The organism is Streptomyces sp. TRM49041 (assembly GCF_008271805.1).
Taxonomy (GTDB): Bacteria; Actinomycetota; Actinomycetes; order Streptomycetales; family Streptomycetaceae; genus Streptomyces.
In genome coordinates this window covers 42,550-59,319 of the sequence record NZ_VSRY01000167.1, presented here as the reverse complement: position 1 = coordinate 59,319, position 16,770 = coordinate 42,550, and the positions used below count along the sequence as shown (strand labels likewise).

Sequence of the window (16,770 nt, the reverse complement as noted above, 5' to 3'; positions counted from 1 at the left end):
GGGAGCGGGGGAGGTGGGAAGCGATGAGCGGCTGTCTGGCGGCGAACGAGTGGATCTGCGGGGCGTATGTGAGCTCCCGTGCCCGGGAACTGGCGGATGCCACCCTCCAGCATGTGTGGATCACGGCCGCTTCCGTGCTCATCGGGCTCGCCGTCGCCTTCCCGCTGGCGCTGCTGGTGCGCGCCCGGCCGGGGTTCGCGGGACCCGTGCTCGGGCTGACGACCGTGCTGTACGCGGTCCCGTCGCTGGCGATGTTCTCGCTGCTGCTGCCGCTGTTCGGGCTGTCGGCGGCCCTGGTGGTCACGGGCCTGGTGCTCTACTCGCTGACGATTCTCGTGCGGAACATCCTGGCCGGCCTCGCCGCGGTGCCCGAGGAGACCAGGGAGGCCGCCCGCGGCATGGGGTACGGGCCGGGGCGGATGCTGTGGGAGGTCGAACTGCCGCTGGCGCTGCCCGCGCTGCTGGCGGGCGTGCGGATGGCGACGGTGTCGACGATCGCCCTGACGACGGTGGGCGCGCTGGTGGACTACGGCGGTCTGGGGACGCTCATCACCAGCGGGCTGAAGACCTTCTTCAAGGCGCAGGTGCTGACCGCTTCGGTGCTGTGTGTGCTGCTGGCGGTGACCGCCGATGTGCTGCTGCTGGGGCTGCAGCGGCTGCTGACGCCATGGACGCGGACGGCGACGCGGCCATCGCGGGCGACACGGGGCACCCGGGCGTCGCGGACTCCGCGGGTGCGGGGTGCCGCCGGGAAGGCGGGCTGAGCGATGGGGGTCGTGGCGGAGGCGTGGACCTGGCTGACCACCGGGGCCAACTGGACGGGCGAGACGGGGGTGTGGCACCGGCTCGGGGAGCACCTGTGGTTCAGCGGCGTCTGCCTGGTGATCTCCTGCCTGATCGCCCTGCCCCTGGCGTTCTGGCTCGGGCACATCGGCCGGGGCGGCGCCCTCGCGGTGAACCTCTCCAACGTGGGCCGGGCGGTGCCCACGCTCGCGGTGCTGGTGCTCCTGACGCTCACCCCGCTCGGCAGACAGAGCGGCATACCGACGATCGTGGCCCTGGTGCTGTTCGCCGTGCCGCCGCTGCTCACCAACGCGTACCTGGGCATGCGCGAGGTGGACCGGGCGGTGGTCGAGGCGGCGCGCGGCATGGGGATGTCGGGCGGCCAGCTCTTCCGTACGGTCGAACTCCCGCTCGCCTTCCCCATGGTGCTGACCGGTCTGCGGATGGCCTCCGTCCAGGTGATCGCCACGGCGACGCTGGCCGCGATGGCGGGTGAGGGGGGCCTCGGCCGGATCATCACAGCGGGTTTCCACACCTACGACACCGCGCAGGTGTTCGCGGGGGCGCTGCTCGTCGGCGCGCTGGCCCTGCTCGTCGAGGGCGTACTGGTGGCGGCGAGCAGGGTGCTCGTGGGCCATGGACCGAATGGACGGAGACGTACAACGTGATGAGCGGCAGAACCTCGCGTACGGCCGGTGCGGTGCTGGGCGTACTCGCCCTGACCGGCGGGCTCGCCGCGTGCGGCGGCAGCAGCCTGGAGGAGCGGGGCGCCACCGGCACGTCCGGTGAGCGCTCCGGTGCGGCGGCCAAGGGCGCCGTGGTCGTCGGCTCGGCCGGCTTCACCGAGTCGCAGGTGCTCGCGGAGCTGTACGCGCAGATGCTCACCGACGCCGGCTACCGCACGACCATCAGGACGGTGGAGAACCGCGAGCTGTATGAACCCTCCCTGGAGAAGGGCGAGATCGACGTCGTACCGGAATACGCGGCTACGCTTGCGGAATTCCTGAACGCGAAGGTGAACGGGCCGAAGGCGCCCGAGGAGAAGCCGGTCGCGTCCAGCGATGCGGCGGCCACCGTGGCCGCCCTGGAGAAGCTCGCCGCACCGCGCGGACTGAAGGTGCTGCCGGCCGGCGAGGCCGTCGATCAGAACGCTTTCGCGGTGACCAAGGAATTCGCCGCGAAGAACAGGCTCACGACGCTTTCGGATCTCGGCCGGGCGAAGCTGAAGGTGAAGATCGCGGCGGGCGACGAGTGCGCCGTACGGCCGTTCTGCGCACCCGGCCTGAAGTCCGTCTACGGAATCGATGTGGCGGGCATCGACCCCAAGGGCGTGGGAACCCCGCAGTCGAAGCAGGCCGTGAAGGACGGCGTCGACCAGCTGGTGCTGACCACGACGACCGACGCCACGCTCGACGCCTTCGGCCTGGTGCTCCTGGAGGACGACAAGAAGCTCCAGAACGCCGACAATGTGCTGCCCGTCGTCAATGCCGAGGACGCCGGTTCGCCGGAGATCGCCGCCGCGCTCGGCAGGATCACCCAGGCCCTCACGACCGACGATCTGGTCGAGTTGAACCGGAAGGTCGACGCCGAGCGGGCAAAGCCGGTGGACGTTGCGAAGGCTTACCTGGAGGCCAAGGGACTGATCCGTAAGTAACGGCGAAGAGCGCGCGGGAGCGCGGGGAAGTGGAAGCGTCGGCCCGGAACGGACCGGGTGGCAAAACATTGCCGGGCCGACACCCCAAAAGACACCTACGCACGGTAAATTTCGGGCCATGCCACGTGGACGCCACCGCCATTCCCCACCCCTGCACCGGCTTCTGCCGCCCTCCGCGGTGGCCGGAGCGTCCGTACTCTGTGCCGGGGGCGCCTGGCTCCTGGCCGATCCACTGGGCCTGCGCCTGCTCGTCGCGGCCACGGCCGCCGCGGCCGTCACCGGTGCGGTCCTCATGCGTGCCTGGGACCGCACGGCCGGCCGCCGCGTCGCCGAACTGACCCGCGCCCGCGCCAGTGACCAGTGGAAGACCGAGGAGCGCATAGCCGAGCTGGAGGCCGACCTCGACGAGGCCCGCGAGCTGCGCGTCAAGCTCGACGCGAAGCTGCGCGCCAAGCGGGTCGAACTCGCCGGGCTCCGCAACGAACACGCGGAACTCCTGCGCAGGTACGCCACCGCCGAGACCGAGCGGGCCAGCGCCCTGGAGGGCCGCCGCCAACTCGCCCTGGGGGCCGCCTCCCCGGCCGGACCCGACGCCGGTTCCGCCTCCGGAACCTCCGCCGCGGCCCGCGCGCTCACGGCCGGCTCCTCGGCGCCGACCCCGGACGACTACCTCCGCGCGGCCCAGGCCCTGCGCCGGCTGACGCACAACGCCGTCACGCAGGAGGCCCGCCGCATCGCCGAGGCCGCGCTGGGCCCGACGAGCGGCGCCGCCGGAACCACCGGAACCACCGGCACGGCCGCCCTGGCCGTGCGCCCCGTACCCGCGGCGGCCGCCATCGTGCCGTACAGCTCACAGCGTCGGCCCGTGCCGCGCCCGGAGGGCAGCTTCGACTTCTTCGGCACGCAGAAGGGCGCCCAGAAGGAGGAAAGCGGCGGCAAGAAGCCGGCCGCCGCCATCGAGGCCGCCGTACAGGAGGAGGACCTGGCGGACGTCGTGGGCGAGGAGGCTCTCGCCGCCGAGAAGCCGGACGGGCGGCGCGGCCCCGGGCAGGCCGTCGGCAAGGTCATCGACCTGACCGCGCACGACGAGACCGAGCAACTGGACGTGGTGGAGCTGCGGGACGTGGTCAGCTCGTAGGAGCCGTCAGTACGTGGGCATGGTGCGCGGCCGGGGCCTCCCCGGCCGCCGCTACTTGTCGATGTCGCCGACGACGAAGAAGAACGACCCGAGAATCGCCACCATGTCGGAGACCAGCGTCCCCGGCAGCAGCTCCGACAGCACCTGGATGTTGTTGTACGAGGCGGAGCGCAGCTTCAGCCGGTACGGGGTCTTCTCGCCCTTGGACACCAGGTAGTAGCCGTTGAGGCCGAGCGGGTTCTCGGTCCAGGCGTATGTGTGGCCCTCGGGTGCCTTGAGGACCTTCGGCAGCCGCTGGTTGATCGGCCCGGGCGGCAGCTGCGCGATCCGGTCCAGGCAGGCGACGGCCAGCTCCAGGGAGTTGTGCGTCTGCTCCAGCAGGCACTCGAACCGGGCCAGGCAGTCGCCCTCCTGGCGGGTGACGACCTTCAGGGTGTCCTGCAGCTCCCCGTACGCGAGGTACGGCTCGTCGCGGCGGAGGTCGAAGTCGACGCCGGAGCCGCGGGCGATCGGTCCGCTCACCCCGTACGCGTGCGCCGCCTCCGGGGAGAGGACGCCGACGCCGCGGGTGCGGCCGCGGAAGATCTCGTTGCCGAGGACCAGCCGGTCGTACACGTCCATGCGGGAGCTGATCGCGGCGACGGCCTCGCGGGTGCGGCCGAGCCAGCCCGCCGGGAGGTCCTCCTTCAGGCCGCCGACCCGGTTGAACATGTAGTGCATGCGGCCGCCGGAGACCTCCTCCATGATGTGCTGGAGGTCCTCCCGCTCCCTGAAGGCGTGGAAGATCGGGGTGATTCCACCCAGTTCGAGGGGGTATGAGCCGAGGAACATCAGATGGTTCAGCACCCGGTTCAGCTCGGCGAGCAGGGTGCGCGTCCACACGGCGCGCTCCGGGACCTCCATGCCGAGCATCCGCTCGACGGCCATGACGACACCGAGCTCGTTGGAGAAGGCCGACAGCCAGTCGTGGCGGTTGGCGAGCACGATGATCTGGCGGTAGTCGCGGGCCTCGAACAGCTTCTCCGCGCCCCGGTGCATATAGCCGATCACCGGCTCGGCGTGCTGGATCAGCTCCCCGTCGAGGACCAGGCGGAGGCGGAGCACACCGTGCGTGGAGGGGTGCTGAGGCCCGATGTTCAGCACCATGTCGGTGCTCTCCGCGGCACCGCCGATGCCGACCGTGGTCTCCCTGTGCTGGGTGGTCTCCGTCATGCCGGACAGTATCCCTCGCCGGGTACCCGTTGGAGGAGCCAGGTGAAGTCCCCGAGCCCGCCGCGCGCGGTCAGCTCGGCGGCCTCCCCGGCGGAGGCGAGCGCGCGGACATACGCGGCGGGGTCGGTGGAGGCGAGTGCGAGCGGGGGGCGCTCCCCGGAGACGCCGAGACGGCGGAGCGCCTCGCGCTGGGGGATCAGCTCGGTGCTCGCTCCGGTGCCGGCTCCGGTGTGCGCCCCGGTGCCGGCTCCGGTGTGCGTGGCCGCCGCGGCGGCGCAGGCGTCCAGGGCCACGTGCGCGGTGATGTCGCAGGTGCCGTCCGGGGCGGGCGGGACCTCGCGGCCGTCGCGGAAGCCGGTCAGCGTGCCGAAGGGCGGTCGGGCCCCGGCCATGTGGGCGTAGTCCACGGCGACGGCGAGTCCGTCCGCCAGGGTGCCCACGGCGGTCGCCCACGCCTCGTCACGGGGGCGGCCGATCTCCGCGCGTTCGCCGGGCTCCCGCAGGGGCCACCAGCGGTCGAGCCACGCGGCGTCCGCCCCGGTCACCGGCGCGCCGAGCTGTTCGGTGCCGTCCTGCCGTACCTCCACGTACCGGGGTGTGCCGGTGTCGTCCGCCTGGGCGACGTCCACGGGCACGTTGTCCAGCCACTCGTTCGCGAAGAGCAGCCCGCGCACACCGTGCGGCGGCTCCGCGACCCACTCGACGCGCGGGTCCAGGCCCTCGGGGCGGTCGGCACGCTCCACGGCGTACGCCCGCACGCGCAGCCCGGGGTCCGCCGCGGCCAGCACACCCGTCACCAGTTCGCCGCGGCCCGCGGCCATGTCCACGAACGCGACCTCGTCCGCCCCGGCCGTCCCTGTCCCCGGCCCTGGCCCCGTCCCCGTCCCTGGCCCTGGCCTTGGCCCCAGCTCGGCCGCGACCTGCTCCAGGAGCCGGGCGACGGCGGTGGCGTAGAGCGGCGACGCGTGCACGGACGTACGGAAGTGGCCGGCGGGGCCCTCCGGGCGGAGGTAGAAGCCGCCCGGCCCGTACAGCGCGGCCTCCGCCGCCTCCCGCCAGCGGCGCGGGCCGGGCGGGCCGTGCGGGTCGCGCCGGTCACCGTGCTCGGTCCGGGCCCTCGCCATGTCGTCGTTCGTCACGTCGGCCATCGCCGCCTCATCCGTCACGGGCACAGTGTCCACCTTGGGGAGTAGGCCCGCCGCAGCCGGATCGCCCTCCCGGTTGACCCCTGCAGCTATCCGGCTTCCCTACGCTGGGTTACGTGCAGCGCCTCTACGACTTCCTCCGCAGACACCCGACGGGCGTCGACGGCTTCTGGGCTCTGATGCTCTTCGGCTTCTCGATGCTGTGGGTCGTCGAGGTGCCCAGCGGCACATGGACGCCCGCCGCGGTCGTGGTGCTGCTGTGCCTGGTCGTCGCCCTGCGCCGCCGCGCGCCCCGCCAGATGCTGGTGCTCGCGGTGGCGGTGGGGATCGCCCAGCTCGTGCTGGACGTGGAGGTCAATCCGGCCGACTTCGCGATGCTTGTCATCATCTACACGGTCGCCGCGCACGGGGGCCCCCGCTGGGCGTCCCGGCTCGCGCTGATCGGCGGGCTGTCCGCGGCGCCGCTCGCCCAGGTGCGCTGGCCGATGCGCGACGGCTCGACGGCCGCCACCGTGTTCGGCACGGTCGTGATGGCGGTCCCGTTCGCCCTCGCGTGGGTGCTGGGCGACTCGGTGCGTACCCGGCGCGCTTACTTCGCGCAGCTGGAGGAGCGGGCGTCGCGGCTGGAGCGGGAGCGCGAGGCGCAGGCCAAGGTCGCGGTCGCCGCGGAACGGGCCCGTATCGCCCGTGAACTCCACGACGTCGTCGCACACAATGTGTCCGTCATGGTCGTCCAGGCCGACGGCGCCGCGTATGTCCTCGACTCCTCGCCCGACCAGGCCCGGCAGGCGCTGGAGACCATCTCGTCCACCGGCCGCCAGGCCCTCGCGGAGATGCGCCGACTGCTCGGCATCCTGCGCACCGGTGAGCCGGAGGAGGCCGGGGAGTACGTGCCGCAGCCGGACGCGCAGCAGATCGAGGACCTCGTCGAGCAGGTGCGTACCGCCGGCCTCCCGGTCGACTTCAGGATCGAGGGCACCCCGCGCCGCCTGCCGAGCGGCGTCGAACTCACCGCGTACCGCATCGTCCAGGAGGCGCTCACCAACACCCGCAAGCACGGCGGCCCGGACGTCGGGGCGAGCGTGCGGCTCACGTATTTCGACGACGGGCTGGGCCTGCTCGTCGAGGACGACGGCCGCGGCGCCGCACACGAGATGTACGAGGACGGCGGCGCCGACGGCAGGGGGCACGGCCTGATCGGCATGCGCGAACGGGTCGGGATGGTCGGTGGCACCCTGGACGCCGGGCCGCGGCCGGGCGGCGGGTTCCGGATCAGCGCGCTGCTCCCCCTGAAAACCGCTCACTAGACCGCGACGCCCCCCGAACGCCCCGCAGGCCCCCAAGAACAGGACCCGAGACATGGCGATCCGTCTGATGCTCGTCGACGACCAGGTGCTGCTGCGCACCGGCTTCCGTATGGTGCTGGCCGCCCAGCCGGACATGGAGGTCGTGGCGGAGGCGGGCGACGGCGCCGAGGCCCTGCAGGTGCTGCGGTCCACACCGGTGGACGTCGTCCTCATGGACGTCCGTATGCCGAAGCTCGACGGGGTCGAGGCCACCCGCCGCATCTGCGCCGAGCCGGACGCCCCCAGGGTCCTCATCCTCACCACCTTCGACCTGGACGAGTACGCCTTCTCCGGGCTGAAGGCGGGCGCCAGCGGCTTCATGCTGAAGGACGTGCCGCCCGGCGAACTCCTCGCCGCCATCCGCGCCGTGCACAGCGGCGACGCGGTGGTCGCCCCCTCCACGACCCGCCGCCTCCTGGACCGCTTCTCACCGATGCTGCCCGCCACCGGCGGCAGGCAGCCGCGGCACAAGGCCCTGGAACGGCTCACGGAGCGCGAGCGCGAGGTCATGCTCCTGGTCGCCCAGGGCCTCTCGAACGGCGAGATCGCGGCCCGCCTCGTCCTCTCCGAAGCCACCGTCAAGACCCACGTCGGCCGCATCCTCACCAAGCTGGAACTCCGCGACCGGGTCCAGGTCGTGGTCCTCGCCTACGAAACCGGCCTGGTCCGAGCGGGCGGCGGCACGTTCTCCTGACCCGGCCGACCCGGCCGACCCGGCTCCGCCCGACCCGCCCGGCTAGCGCAGCACCGTCTCCAGGAAGTCGCTGCCGATCCGGGCCACCGCCGTCACGTCCAGCTGGTGCAGCACATAGCGGCCACGCCGGCGGGTGGTCACCAGCTGGGCCTTCTTCAGCACGGACAGGTGGCGGGACACCTCCGGCGCCGTGATGCCGTACGTGTCGGCCAGCTCGCTCGTCGTATACGCGCCGCGCGCCAGCTGTCGGCACAGTCGCATCCGCATCGGGTGCGCCAGCGCCTCCATCCGGGTCTGCAACAGCTCCACCGGGCCGGGACCCGGCAGCTCCGGCGCGCCGACCGGGTAGACGACGACCGGCCGCCACCCCGGCGCGTGCAGGATCATCAGATGCGGCCAGCCGAGGCTGGACGGCACGAACGTCACCCCGGCCTCCACCTGGGAGTCGAGTGCCGTCGTCCCTCCCTGCGCCAGCTTGTCCACGCTGATGCGCCGCCGGCCGCCGTCCTCGTCGAGAGTGACGGCGGGCGACACGGCGCGCAGCACCTCTGGCAGGCCCTTGCGGCGCAGCAGCTCGGCCTTGTGCCGGGCGTCGGCGGCCAGGCCGGGCTGGGCGCGCCGCCAGGTGTCCGCGAAGAACGCCTCGTCGCAGTCCTCGAACAGCCGCCGCAGCCAAGCCCGCATCCCACTCGGGTCGTCGAGCAGCCGCCGCGCGAACTCCAGCTGCCGAGGCCCCCGGTTCGCGGCCATCTCCAACGCCCGCTCGGGCCGCACGGCACAGCCGTTCGTGTACGTACTGGAGCAGGTGAACTCCAGCGCGGCGGTCATGAACCGCTCCTCGTCCAGCCGCTCCAGCCGGTCCAGCTCCTCGGCGAGCGTGCTCCCCGGCCGCCCGTCCCCGTCCCGCAAACCCGCGAACGGCAGGAACACGTCCGACATGCTCGCCGTCCAGAGGAAGTTCGCCTCGTGGAGACGGTCGGCCAGGTCGGGCTTGAGCCCGGCTGCCGTGGCGGTCGCCCAGCCGTGCAGCCCGGGGTGGTGCCCCGGCTCGGCCAGCGCGTGCAGGGCCACACCCAGTTCGGCGAGGGGCGAGATGTCGAAGGCGATCCGCTCGGGCGGCAGGCCCGTGATGTCTATGGTCACGCTCACGCCCCTATGGTGCGGTGCGCGCCGCCGGAGCGGGCGGTCACTTGACGACCCTCGTCAATCGACGCGCCGCCCCGGCCGCGGCCGTCGCAGCCTGACTCCCATGGACGTGATCCAGCAACACCTCCTCGACACCTACCGCGCCACCCGGCACGGCAACCCGCTCCCGCCCGCACCGGGCGGCGGGACCCTGCCCCGACCGGTCCGCCCGCCCTTGCCCCCGTCGGGTCACACAGCCCCGCCCCCGCCGGACGGCACGCCCCTCTCGCTCCGGCTGTTCCGGCTGCTCCGCCGGCGACCGCGCTCCACCCAGACCCTTGCGGGCCCGCCTCTCACCCCTCCCGCACCACCTGGTGCACGAACTCCATGAACGTCAGCACCGCCTCCCTCACATCACTCGCCGTCCACTCCAGCCCCGGCGCCGCCACCGTCACCTCGGTGAACGCGACACCGGGCGGGCCCGCCGGGCTCCCCGTACTCCAGCGGCGGAAGAGCACCACCCCCGTCTCCTCGGCCTGCCGCACGGCCGCCTCCGTCAGTACCTCGGACCCGTACGGCAGCCACACATGGAACTCGTGTGTGTGCGGCACCTCCGGATTCACCCGGAACCACGGCACCCCCGCCGCCTGGAACCCCTCCCGCAGCCCCGCCGCGACCACCCCCGCGTGTGCCACGTACGACGGCAGCCTCGGCAACTCGCGCTCCAGCCCCACCAGGGCGGCCAGCGCCGCCGGATGCTGCTGGAACACATTGCCCCCGTAACGGTGACGCCACGCCCGCGCCTCCTCCACGAACGGCTCCGGCCCCACCAGTGCCCCCCCGGACAGTCCGCCCAGCGACTTGTAGAACGAGACGTACACACTGTCCGCCAGCCCCGCGATCTCCGGCAGGTCCCGCCCGAGGTGCGACGTGCTCTCCCACAGCCGCGCGCCGTCGAAGTGCACCACGGCGTCCCGCTCCCGCGCGGCCTCCACCACCTCCTCCAGTTCGTCCCAGGCCGGCAGCAGGAACCCGGCGTCCCGCAGCGGCAGCTCCAGCATCAGCGTGCCGAACGGCTCCTCCAACGCCCGCACCTCGTCCGCCGTCGGCAACCGCGCCTCGCCCGTCGGATGCACCGTCCGCAGCCCGCTCACCGCCCCCAGCGCGCCCCGCTCGTGCACCTCCGGGTGGGCCAGCGGGTGCAGCGCCACGACCCGGTTGCCCGTCCGTCCCGCCCAGCACCGCAGCGCCACCTGCTGCGCCATCGTCCCGGTCGGGAAGAACACCGCCCCAGGGAACCCGAGCAGCTCCGCCACCCGCCGCTCCAGCTCCTCGACGATCCCGTTCCCGTACAGGTCGACGGTCTCGTCCAGGTCGTACACCGCGCCCCCCTCGGTGGTCAGGGCCGCGAGCCGCTCTCCGAGCGTCGCCGCCGCCGACACCCGTGCCAACACCCTTCCGGCCGCCCGCAGCGCGGCGATCCTGCGCCGCCGCTGCCGTTCCTCCTCCCCGTGCTCGTCTTGCCGCTCGCCCGCCCGCTCGTCCGCCTGCTCCTCTCCGTATGTCTCGTGTGCGCGCTCCTCCTCTCCGTGTGTGTCGTCCCCGTGTTCCCCGGTGCGTTCGCCGTCGTCCGTCATTGCATCAGCCATGAGCCGATCATCCACGCGCTCCGTCCACAGGCGCCCGTGATTATCGGACCGGGCGTCGCGCCCTGTGGACAGTGCGGAAGCGGCGGCGAAACGCTGGCGTAGCATGACGAGAAATCGTCCGGTACCCGCCGAGGACTGGAACGGAAGGCCGTCGCCCCGTGAACCCAACAGCAGACCCCCGCCCCGCCCGGCTCACCGTCGGAGTCGTGGGTGCCGGCCGGGTCGGACCCGCCCTGGCCGCGTCGTTGCAGCTCGCAGGACACCGCCCGGTCGCCGTGTCCGGCGTGTCCGACGCATCCCTGCGCCGCGCCGCCGAACTGCTCCCCGGTGTGCCCCTCGTCCCTCCCGCCCAGGTGATGGAACGGGCCGAGCTGGTTCTGCTCACCGTCCCCGACGACTCCCTGCCCGGTCTGGTCGAGGGCCTGGCCGAGACCGGAGCCGTACGCCCCGGGCAGCTCCTCGTCCACACCTCCGGCCGGTTCGGTGTCAGCGTCCTCGACCCGGCCCGGCGCGTCGGCGCCCTGCCGCTCGCCCTGCACCCCGCCATGACGTTCACCGGCACGAGCGTCGACGTCCAGCGGCTCGCCGGCTGCTCCTTCGGTGTGACCGCGCCCGACGAGCTGCGCCTGGCCGCCGAGGCGCTGGTCATCGAGATGGGCGGCGAGCCCGAGTGGATCGCCGAGGAGTCCCGCCCGCTCTACCACGCGGCGCTCGCCCTGGGCGCGAACCACCTGGTCACCCTGGTGGCCCAGTCCATGGAGCTGCTGCGAGCGGCGGGTGTCGGGGCGCCGGACAGGATGCTCGGCCCGCTGCTCGGCGCCGCCCTCGACAATGCGCTGCGGTCCGGCGACGCGGCTCTGACCGGCCCCGTCGCGCGCGGGGACGCCGGTACGGTCGCCGCGCACGTCGCGGAGCTGCGCAAGCACGCGCCGGGCACCGTCGCCGGCTACCTGGCGATGGCCCGCTCGACCGCCGACCGGGCCCTCGCGCACGGTCTGCTCAAGCCGGAACTCGCGGAGGACCTGCTCGGGGTCCTCGCGGCGGGCCCGGCCGGTGAAGGACGCCCCGACACCGAGGGCCCGGAAGGAGACAGCAGCCGATGAGCCCGACGTCCCATGCCGCCCGGACGTCCGACGGGGCCCCGGGCGCGCCACGCCCCGGTGTCACGCTGGTCCACACCCGCGAGGCGCTCGACCAACTCCTCGCACAGACCCGGAGCCGCGCCCGGGTCGTCGCCTCGGCAACCGCCGCAGCCGACCTCGTCGGCCACGCCGACCTCGTCGGCCACGCCGACCCCACCGACCCCGTCGGCCACGCCGACCCCACTCCCCGCGTCGCCGTCGTCATGACCATGGGGGCCCTGCACGAGGGTCACGCCACTCTCGTCCGTACCGCGCGGGAGCATGTCGGCCGGGACGGCTTCGTCGTCGTGACCGTGTTCGTCAATCCGCTCCAGTTCGGGGCCGGCGAGGACCTCGACCGGTACCCGCGCACTCTCGACGCGGACGTGCGGGTCGCCGAGGCGGCGGGGGCCGACGCCGTGTTCGCGCCGTCCGTCGACGAGGTGTACCCGGGGGGTGAGCCGCAGGTCCGGATCAGCGCGGGCCCCATGGGGCAGCGGCTCGAAGGGGCGTCGCGCCCCGGGCACTTCGACGGCATGCTGACCGTGGTCGCCAAGCTGCTCCACCTCACCGGACCTGACGTGGCGTTCTTCGGCCAGAAGGACGCCCAGCAGCTGTCCCTGATCCGCCGCATGGCGCGCGACCTCGACTTCAGGGCCGAGATCGTCGGCGTACCGACCGTCCGCGAGCCCGACGGCCTGGCGCTGTCCAGCCGGAACCGCTACCTGTCGCCCCGAGAGCGGCGCACCGCGCTGGCCCTGTCCGCGGCCCTGTTCGCGGCCGGGGACCGGCTCGCCGCCCAGCAGGCGCTGCGCGCCCGTGCCGCGTCGCTGCCCGCGTCGCAGAGCCGGGCCGACGCCCTGTCCCGGCTCGGCGAGTCACGCGCGGCGGCCGACGCGCACGCTGTCGCCCAGGTCGCCCACGCGGGGCAGGGCGGCGGCGCCGAGGCCGTACGCGCCGCGGCCCGGGCCGTGCTGGACGAGGCGGCGAAGGCCGAACCGCCGCTCGACCTCGACTACCTCGCCCTCGTGGACCCGGCGGACTTCACCGACGTCTCCGACGACCACACCGGCGCCGCCGTCCTGCTCGTCGCCGCGAGAGTCGGTACGACCCGTCTGATCGACAACCTGCCCCTGACCTTCGGAGCTCCCGCATGACCGGCATACGACTCCAGGCCCCGGCGCCCGGCTGGGCCATCGACGCCGACGTGGTCGTCGTCGGCTCCGGCGTCGCCGGCCTGACCGCCGCCCTGCGCTGCACGGCGGCCGGTCTCCGTACGGTCGTGGTCACCAAGGCCCGGCTCGACGACGGCTCCACGCGCTGGGCGCAGGGCGGCATCGCGGCCGCGCTCGGCGAGGGCGACACCCCCGGCCAGCACATGGACGACACCCTCGTCGCGGGCGCCGGCCTCTGCGACGAGGAGGCGGTCCGCCTCCTGGTCACCGAGGGCCCCGACGCCGTACGGCGCCTCATCGCCACCGGCGCCCGGTTCGACACCGACGGCCACGGCACCATCGAGCTCACCCGCGAGGGCGGCCACCACCGCCGCCGCATCGCCCACGCGGGCGGTGACGCGACCGGCGCCGAGATCTCCCGGGCCCTCGTCGACGCCGTCCGTGAGCGCGCCGTCCGCACCATCGAGAACGCCCTCGTGCTCGACCTCCTCACCGACGCCGAGGGCCGTACGGCGGGCGTCACCCTGCACGTCATGGGCGAGGGCCAGCACGACGGCGTCGGCGCGGTCCACGCCCCGGCCGTCGTCCTGGCCACCGGCGGCATGGGCCAGGTCTTCTCGGCCACCACCAACCCGGCGGTCTCCACGGGCGACGGCGTCGCGCTCGCCCTGCGCGCCGGGGCGGAGGTGAGCGACCTGGAGTTCGTCCAGTTCCACCCCACCGTCCTGTTCCTCGGCCCCGAAGCGGAGGGCCAGCAGCCGCTGGTCTCGGAGGCGGTACGGGGCGAGGGCGCCCACCTGGTCGACGCGGACGGCGTCCGGTTCATGGTCGGGCAGCACGAGCTGGCCGAGCTGGCCCCGCGGGACATCGTGGCCAAGGGCATCATGCGCCGCATGCGCGAGCAGGGCACCCAGCACATGTACCTGGACGCCCGCCACTTCGGCTCCGCCATGTGGAAGTCCCGCTTCCCCACCATCCTCGCCGCGTGCCGCACCCACGGCTTCGACCCGGTGGCAGAGCCCATCCCCGTCGCCCCGGCCGCCCACTACGCCTCCGGCGGCGTCCGCACCGACCTGCGCGGCCGCACCACCGTGCCGGGCCTCTACGCGTGCGGGGAGGTCGCCTGTACGGGTGTCCACGGCGCGAACCGGCTCGCCTCCAACTCCCTCCTCGAGGGCCTCGTCTTCGCGGAGCGCATCGCCGACGACATCGCGGCCGACAAGGTGCGGGCAGGCACGCCCGTCCCGCACCCCGCCCCGCGCGTCCTCCCGCTCCTCGACCCGGCCGCCCGCGCGCGCGTCCAGCACGTCATGACGAACGGCGCCGGAGTGCTGCGCTCCGCCGCCAGCCTCGCCGAGGCGGCCCAGCAACTGGACGCCATCCACAGCGAGGCCACCACAGCAGGCACCGCCACCACCGGGGGCACAGGCGACGGCGGCCACAAGGCGGCCGAGCCGGGCGTCGAGTCGTGGGAGACCACCAACCTCCTGTGCGTGGCCCGTGTCCTCGTCGCCGCCGCCCGCCGCCGCGAGGAGACCCGCGGCTGTCACTGGCGCGAGGACCACCCCGACCGGGACGACACCACCTGGCGTCGCCACCTCGTCGTACGCCTCGCCCCCGACCGGAGCCTGGACGTCCGCACGACCCACACCCAAGACTTCCCCCAGACGGTCCACACCGCCGAGACCGCCGAGACCGCCGAGACCGCCGAGACCGCCGAGACCGCCGAGACCGCCGGCCGGTACACCCACCGGACAGCACCGATCGCCGCCCAGACGGCACCGACCGCCGACCAGACCGCCGCCCGCAGGGAGCAGCAGCCATGAGCACGCCCGAAGAACGCCCACAGCCCGTGGACGTACCCCTGATCCAGATCGGGGCGCCCGCGTCCGCCGAGGACGCGGCGAGAGGCGGCGGCTGCGGTGACGGCTGCGGCTGTGCGGCCGGCGGCGAGGGCGACGACGAGGTCTACGAGTGCGGGCTCGACCCCGCGCTGGCCGCGCTCCTCGCCCAGGGCGGCCTCGACCCCGTACTCGTCGAGGACGTGGCGTACCGCGCGGTCGAGGAGGACCTGGACGGCGGAGTGGACGTGACGACGGTCGCCACCGTCCCCGAGGACGCCGTCGCGACCGCGGACTTCACCGCGCGCGAAGCGGGCACGGTCTCCGGCATCCACATCGCGGAGGCGGTGCTGTCGATCGTCTGCACCCATGAGTTCGAGGTCGAGCGCCATGTCCTCGACGGCGACCGCGTCGAGGCCGGCCAGACGCTGCTCTCCGTCACCGCCCGCACCCGCGAGCTGCTGACCGGCGAGCGCAGCGCCCTCAACATCATGTGCCGCCTCTCCGGCATCGCCACCGCCACGCGCGCGTGGGCGGACGCGCTTGAGGGCCACAGGGCGAAGGTCCGCGACACCCGCAAGACCACACCCGGCCTGCGCGCGCTGGAGAAGTACGCGGTCCGCTGCGGCGGCGGCGTCAACCACCGGATGTCCCTCTCCGACGCCGCGCTCGTCAAGGACAACCACGTCGTCGCGGCGGGCGGCGTCGCCCAGGCGTTCAGGGCCGTACGCGAGCAGTTCCCCGACCTGCCGATCGAGGTCGAGGTGGACACCCTCCACCAGGTCCGCGAGGTCCTCGACGCGGGCGCCGACCTGATCCTGCTGGACAACTTCACCCCGATGGAGACCGAGGAGGCCGTCACGCTCGTCGCCGGCCGCGCCGTCCTCGAGTCGTCCGGCCGCCTCACCCTGGAGAACGCCGCCGCGTACGCAGCGACCGGCGTCGACTACCTCGCGGTGGGCGCCCTCACCCACTCGTCCCCGATCCTCGACATCGGTCTCGACCTCCGAGAGGCGAAGGGCTGACAGATGCTGCTCACCATCGACGTCGGCAACACCCACACCGTCCTCGGCCTGTTCGACGGCGAGGAGATCGTCGAGCACTGGCGCATCTCCACGGACGCCCGCCGCACCGCAGACGAGCTCGCGGTCGTCCTCCAGGGCCTGATGGGCATGCATCCGCTGCTCGGCGAGGAACTGGGCGACGGCATCGGGGGCATCGCGATCTGCTCCACGGTCCCGTCGGTCCTGCACGAGCTGCGCGAGGTGACCCGGCGCTACTACGGCGACGTCCCCGCCGTGCTCGTCGAGCCCGGCATCAAGACGGGCGTGCCGGTCCTGACCGACAACCCCAAGGAGGTCGGCGCCGACCGGATCATCAACTCGGCGGCGGCGGTCGACCTGTACGGCGGTCCGGCGATCGTCGTCGACTTCGGTACGGCGACGACGTTCGACGCGGTGAGCGCGCGCGGCGAGTACGTGGGCGGGGTGATCGCCCCCGGTATCGAGATCTCGGTCGAGGCGCTCGGCGTCCGCGGCGCCCAGCTGCGCAAGATCGAGGTGACGCGGCCCCGCGGTGTGATCGGCAAGAACACCGTCGAGGCCATGCAGTCGGGCATCATCTACGGCTTCGCGGGCCAGGTCGACGGGGTCGTCCACCGCATGCGGCAGGAGCTCGTCGGTCCGGACGGTGACCCGTCCGACGTCACCGTCATCGCGACGGGCGGCCTGGCGCCGATGGTCCTCGGCGAGGCGAAGCTGATCGACGAGCACGAGCCGTGGCTGACGCTGATCGGTCTGCGCCTCGTGTACGAGCGGAACGTCTCCCGCATGTGACCCGCCCGGCCCGTCGGAAGCGCGCCGGGCCCGTCGGCAACGCGCCCGGCCC

General features: G+C 73.5%; 15 protein-coding genes. 11 read left to right on the top strand and 4 right to left on the bottom strand.

What is annotated here, in order from left to right:
• The first annotated feature begins 23 nt into the window (after positions 1-23).
• The 4 genes from FVS66_RS30200 to FVS66_RS30185 all read left to right on the top strand — a co-directional run bounded on the left by FVS66_RS30200 (position 24) and on the right by FVS66_RS30185 (position 3,575).
• Positions 24-764 (top strand): ABC transporter permease, encoded by a 741-nt coding sequence (locus FVS66_RS30200; RefSeq protein ID WP_149184427.1) that lies wholly within the window; start codon positions 24-26, stop codon positions 762-764.
• Between the two features lie 3 nt (positions 765-767).
• Entirely contained in the window at positions 768-1,451 is a 684-nt protein-coding gene (locus FVS66_RS30195; RefSeq protein ID WP_149184426.1) for an ABC transporter permease, read from the top strand.
• On the top strand, positions 1,451-2,437 hold the full coding sequence (locus tag FVS66_RS30190) for an ABC transporter substrate-binding protein (protein WP_149184425.1): 987 nt from the start codon (positions 1,451-1,453) through the stop codon (positions 2,435-2,437). The genes FVS66_RS30195 and FVS66_RS30190 overlap by 1 nt, the downstream gene beginning before the upstream one ends.
• Before the next feature lie 118 nt (positions 2,438-2,555).
• Positions 2,556-3,575, top strand: a complete 1,020-nt coding sequence (locus tag FVS66_RS30185; protein WP_149184424.1) for a hypothetical protein — start codon at positions 2,556-2,558, stop codon at positions 3,573-3,575.
• A 51-nt stretch (positions 3,576-3,626) separates the two neighbouring features.
• Here FVS66_RS30185 and FVS66_RS30180 read toward each other — a convergent pair whose 3' ends face one another.
• Positions 3,627-4,787, bottom strand: a complete 1,161-nt coding sequence (locus tag FVS66_RS30180) for an NADH-quinone oxidoreductase subunit D (protein ID WP_149184423.1) — start codon at positions 4,785-4,787, stop codon at positions 3,627-3,629.
• Positions 4,784-5,911, bottom strand: a complete 1,128-nt coding sequence (locus tag FVS66_RS30175) for an SAM-dependent methyltransferase (protein ID WP_149184519.1) — start codon at positions 5,909-5,911, stop codon at positions 4,784-4,786. Before FVS66_RS30175 ends, FVS66_RS30180 begins: the two co-directional genes overlap by 4 nt.
• Positions 5,912-6,048: 137 nt before the next feature.
• Here FVS66_RS30175 and FVS66_RS30170 point away from each other — a divergent pair, with 137 nt between their 5' ends.
• Both FVS66_RS30170 and FVS66_RS30165 read left to right on the top strand, forming a co-directional pair.
• Complete coding sequence (locus tag FVS66_RS30170; protein WP_149184422.1) at positions 6,049-7,239, top strand: sensor histidine kinase; 1,191 nt, start codon at positions 6,049-6,051, stop codon at positions 7,237-7,239.
• A gap of 52 nt (positions 7,240-7,291) precedes the next feature.
• Positions 7,292-7,972 carry a response regulator transcription factor gene (locus tag FVS66_RS30165; protein ID WP_149184421.1) on the top strand — a complete coding sequence of 227 codons (681 nt, stop codon included), beginning with the start codon at positions 7,292-7,294 and terminating at the stop codon, positions 7,970-7,972.
• A gap of 42 nt (positions 7,973-8,014) precedes the next feature.
• Here the strand turns inward: FVS66_RS30165 and FVS66_RS30160 are convergent, their stop codons facing one another.
• Both FVS66_RS30160 and FVS66_RS30150 read right to left on the bottom strand, forming a co-directional pair.
• On the bottom strand, positions 8,015-9,115 hold the full coding sequence (locus tag FVS66_RS30160; protein WP_149184518.1) for a DUF5937 family protein: 1,101 nt from the start codon (positions 9,113-9,115) through the stop codon (positions 8,015-8,017).
• Positions 9,116-9,450: 335 nt separating this feature from the next.
• Positions 9,451-10,746: a beta-eliminating lyase-related protein gene (locus FVS66_RS30150; RefSeq protein ID WP_262387290.1), complete on the bottom strand. Its 1,296-nt coding sequence runs from the start codon at positions 10,744-10,746 to the stop codon at positions 9,451-9,453.
• A 158-nt stretch (positions 10,747-10,904) separates the two neighbouring features.
• On the opposite strand from FVS66_RS30150, the gene FVS66_RS30145 reads away from it, so the two are divergent.
• The 5 genes from FVS66_RS30145 to FVS66_RS30125 are packed head-to-tail and all read left to right on the top strand — an operon-like array spanning position 10,905 to position 16,718.
• Positions 10,905-11,849 (top strand): Rossmann-like and DUF2520 domain-containing protein, encoded by a 945-nt coding sequence (locus tag FVS66_RS30145; RefSeq protein ID WP_149184420.1) that lies wholly within the window; start codon positions 10,905-10,907, stop codon positions 11,847-11,849.
• Complete coding sequence (gene panC, locus FVS66_RS30140; RefSeq protein ID WP_222946994.1) at positions 11,846-13,024, top strand: pantoate--beta-alanine ligase; 1,179 nt, start codon at positions 11,846-11,848, stop codon at positions 13,022-13,024. The genes FVS66_RS30145 and panC overlap by 4 nt, the downstream gene beginning before the upstream one ends.
• A complete protein-coding gene (locus FVS66_RS30135; RefSeq protein ID WP_399226600.1) occupies positions 13,021-14,868 on the top strand; it encodes an L-aspartate oxidase in 1,848 nt (615 codons plus the stop codon). Before panC ends, FVS66_RS30135 begins: the two co-directional genes overlap by 4 nt.
• Positions 14,865-15,908, top strand: a complete 1,044-nt coding sequence (nadC, locus tag FVS66_RS30130; protein WP_149184419.1) for a carboxylating nicotinate-nucleotide diphosphorylase — start codon at positions 14,865-14,867, stop codon at positions 15,906-15,908. Before FVS66_RS30135 ends, nadC begins: the two co-directional genes overlap by 4 nt.
• Before the next feature lie 3 nt (positions 15,909-15,911).
• Positions 15,912-16,718 carry a type III pantothenate kinase gene (locus FVS66_RS30125; RefSeq protein ID WP_149184418.1) on the top strand — a complete coding sequence of 269 codons (807 nt, stop codon included), beginning with the start codon at positions 15,912-15,914 and terminating at the stop codon, positions 16,716-16,718.
• Positions 16,719-16,770: the final 52 nt, after the last annotated feature.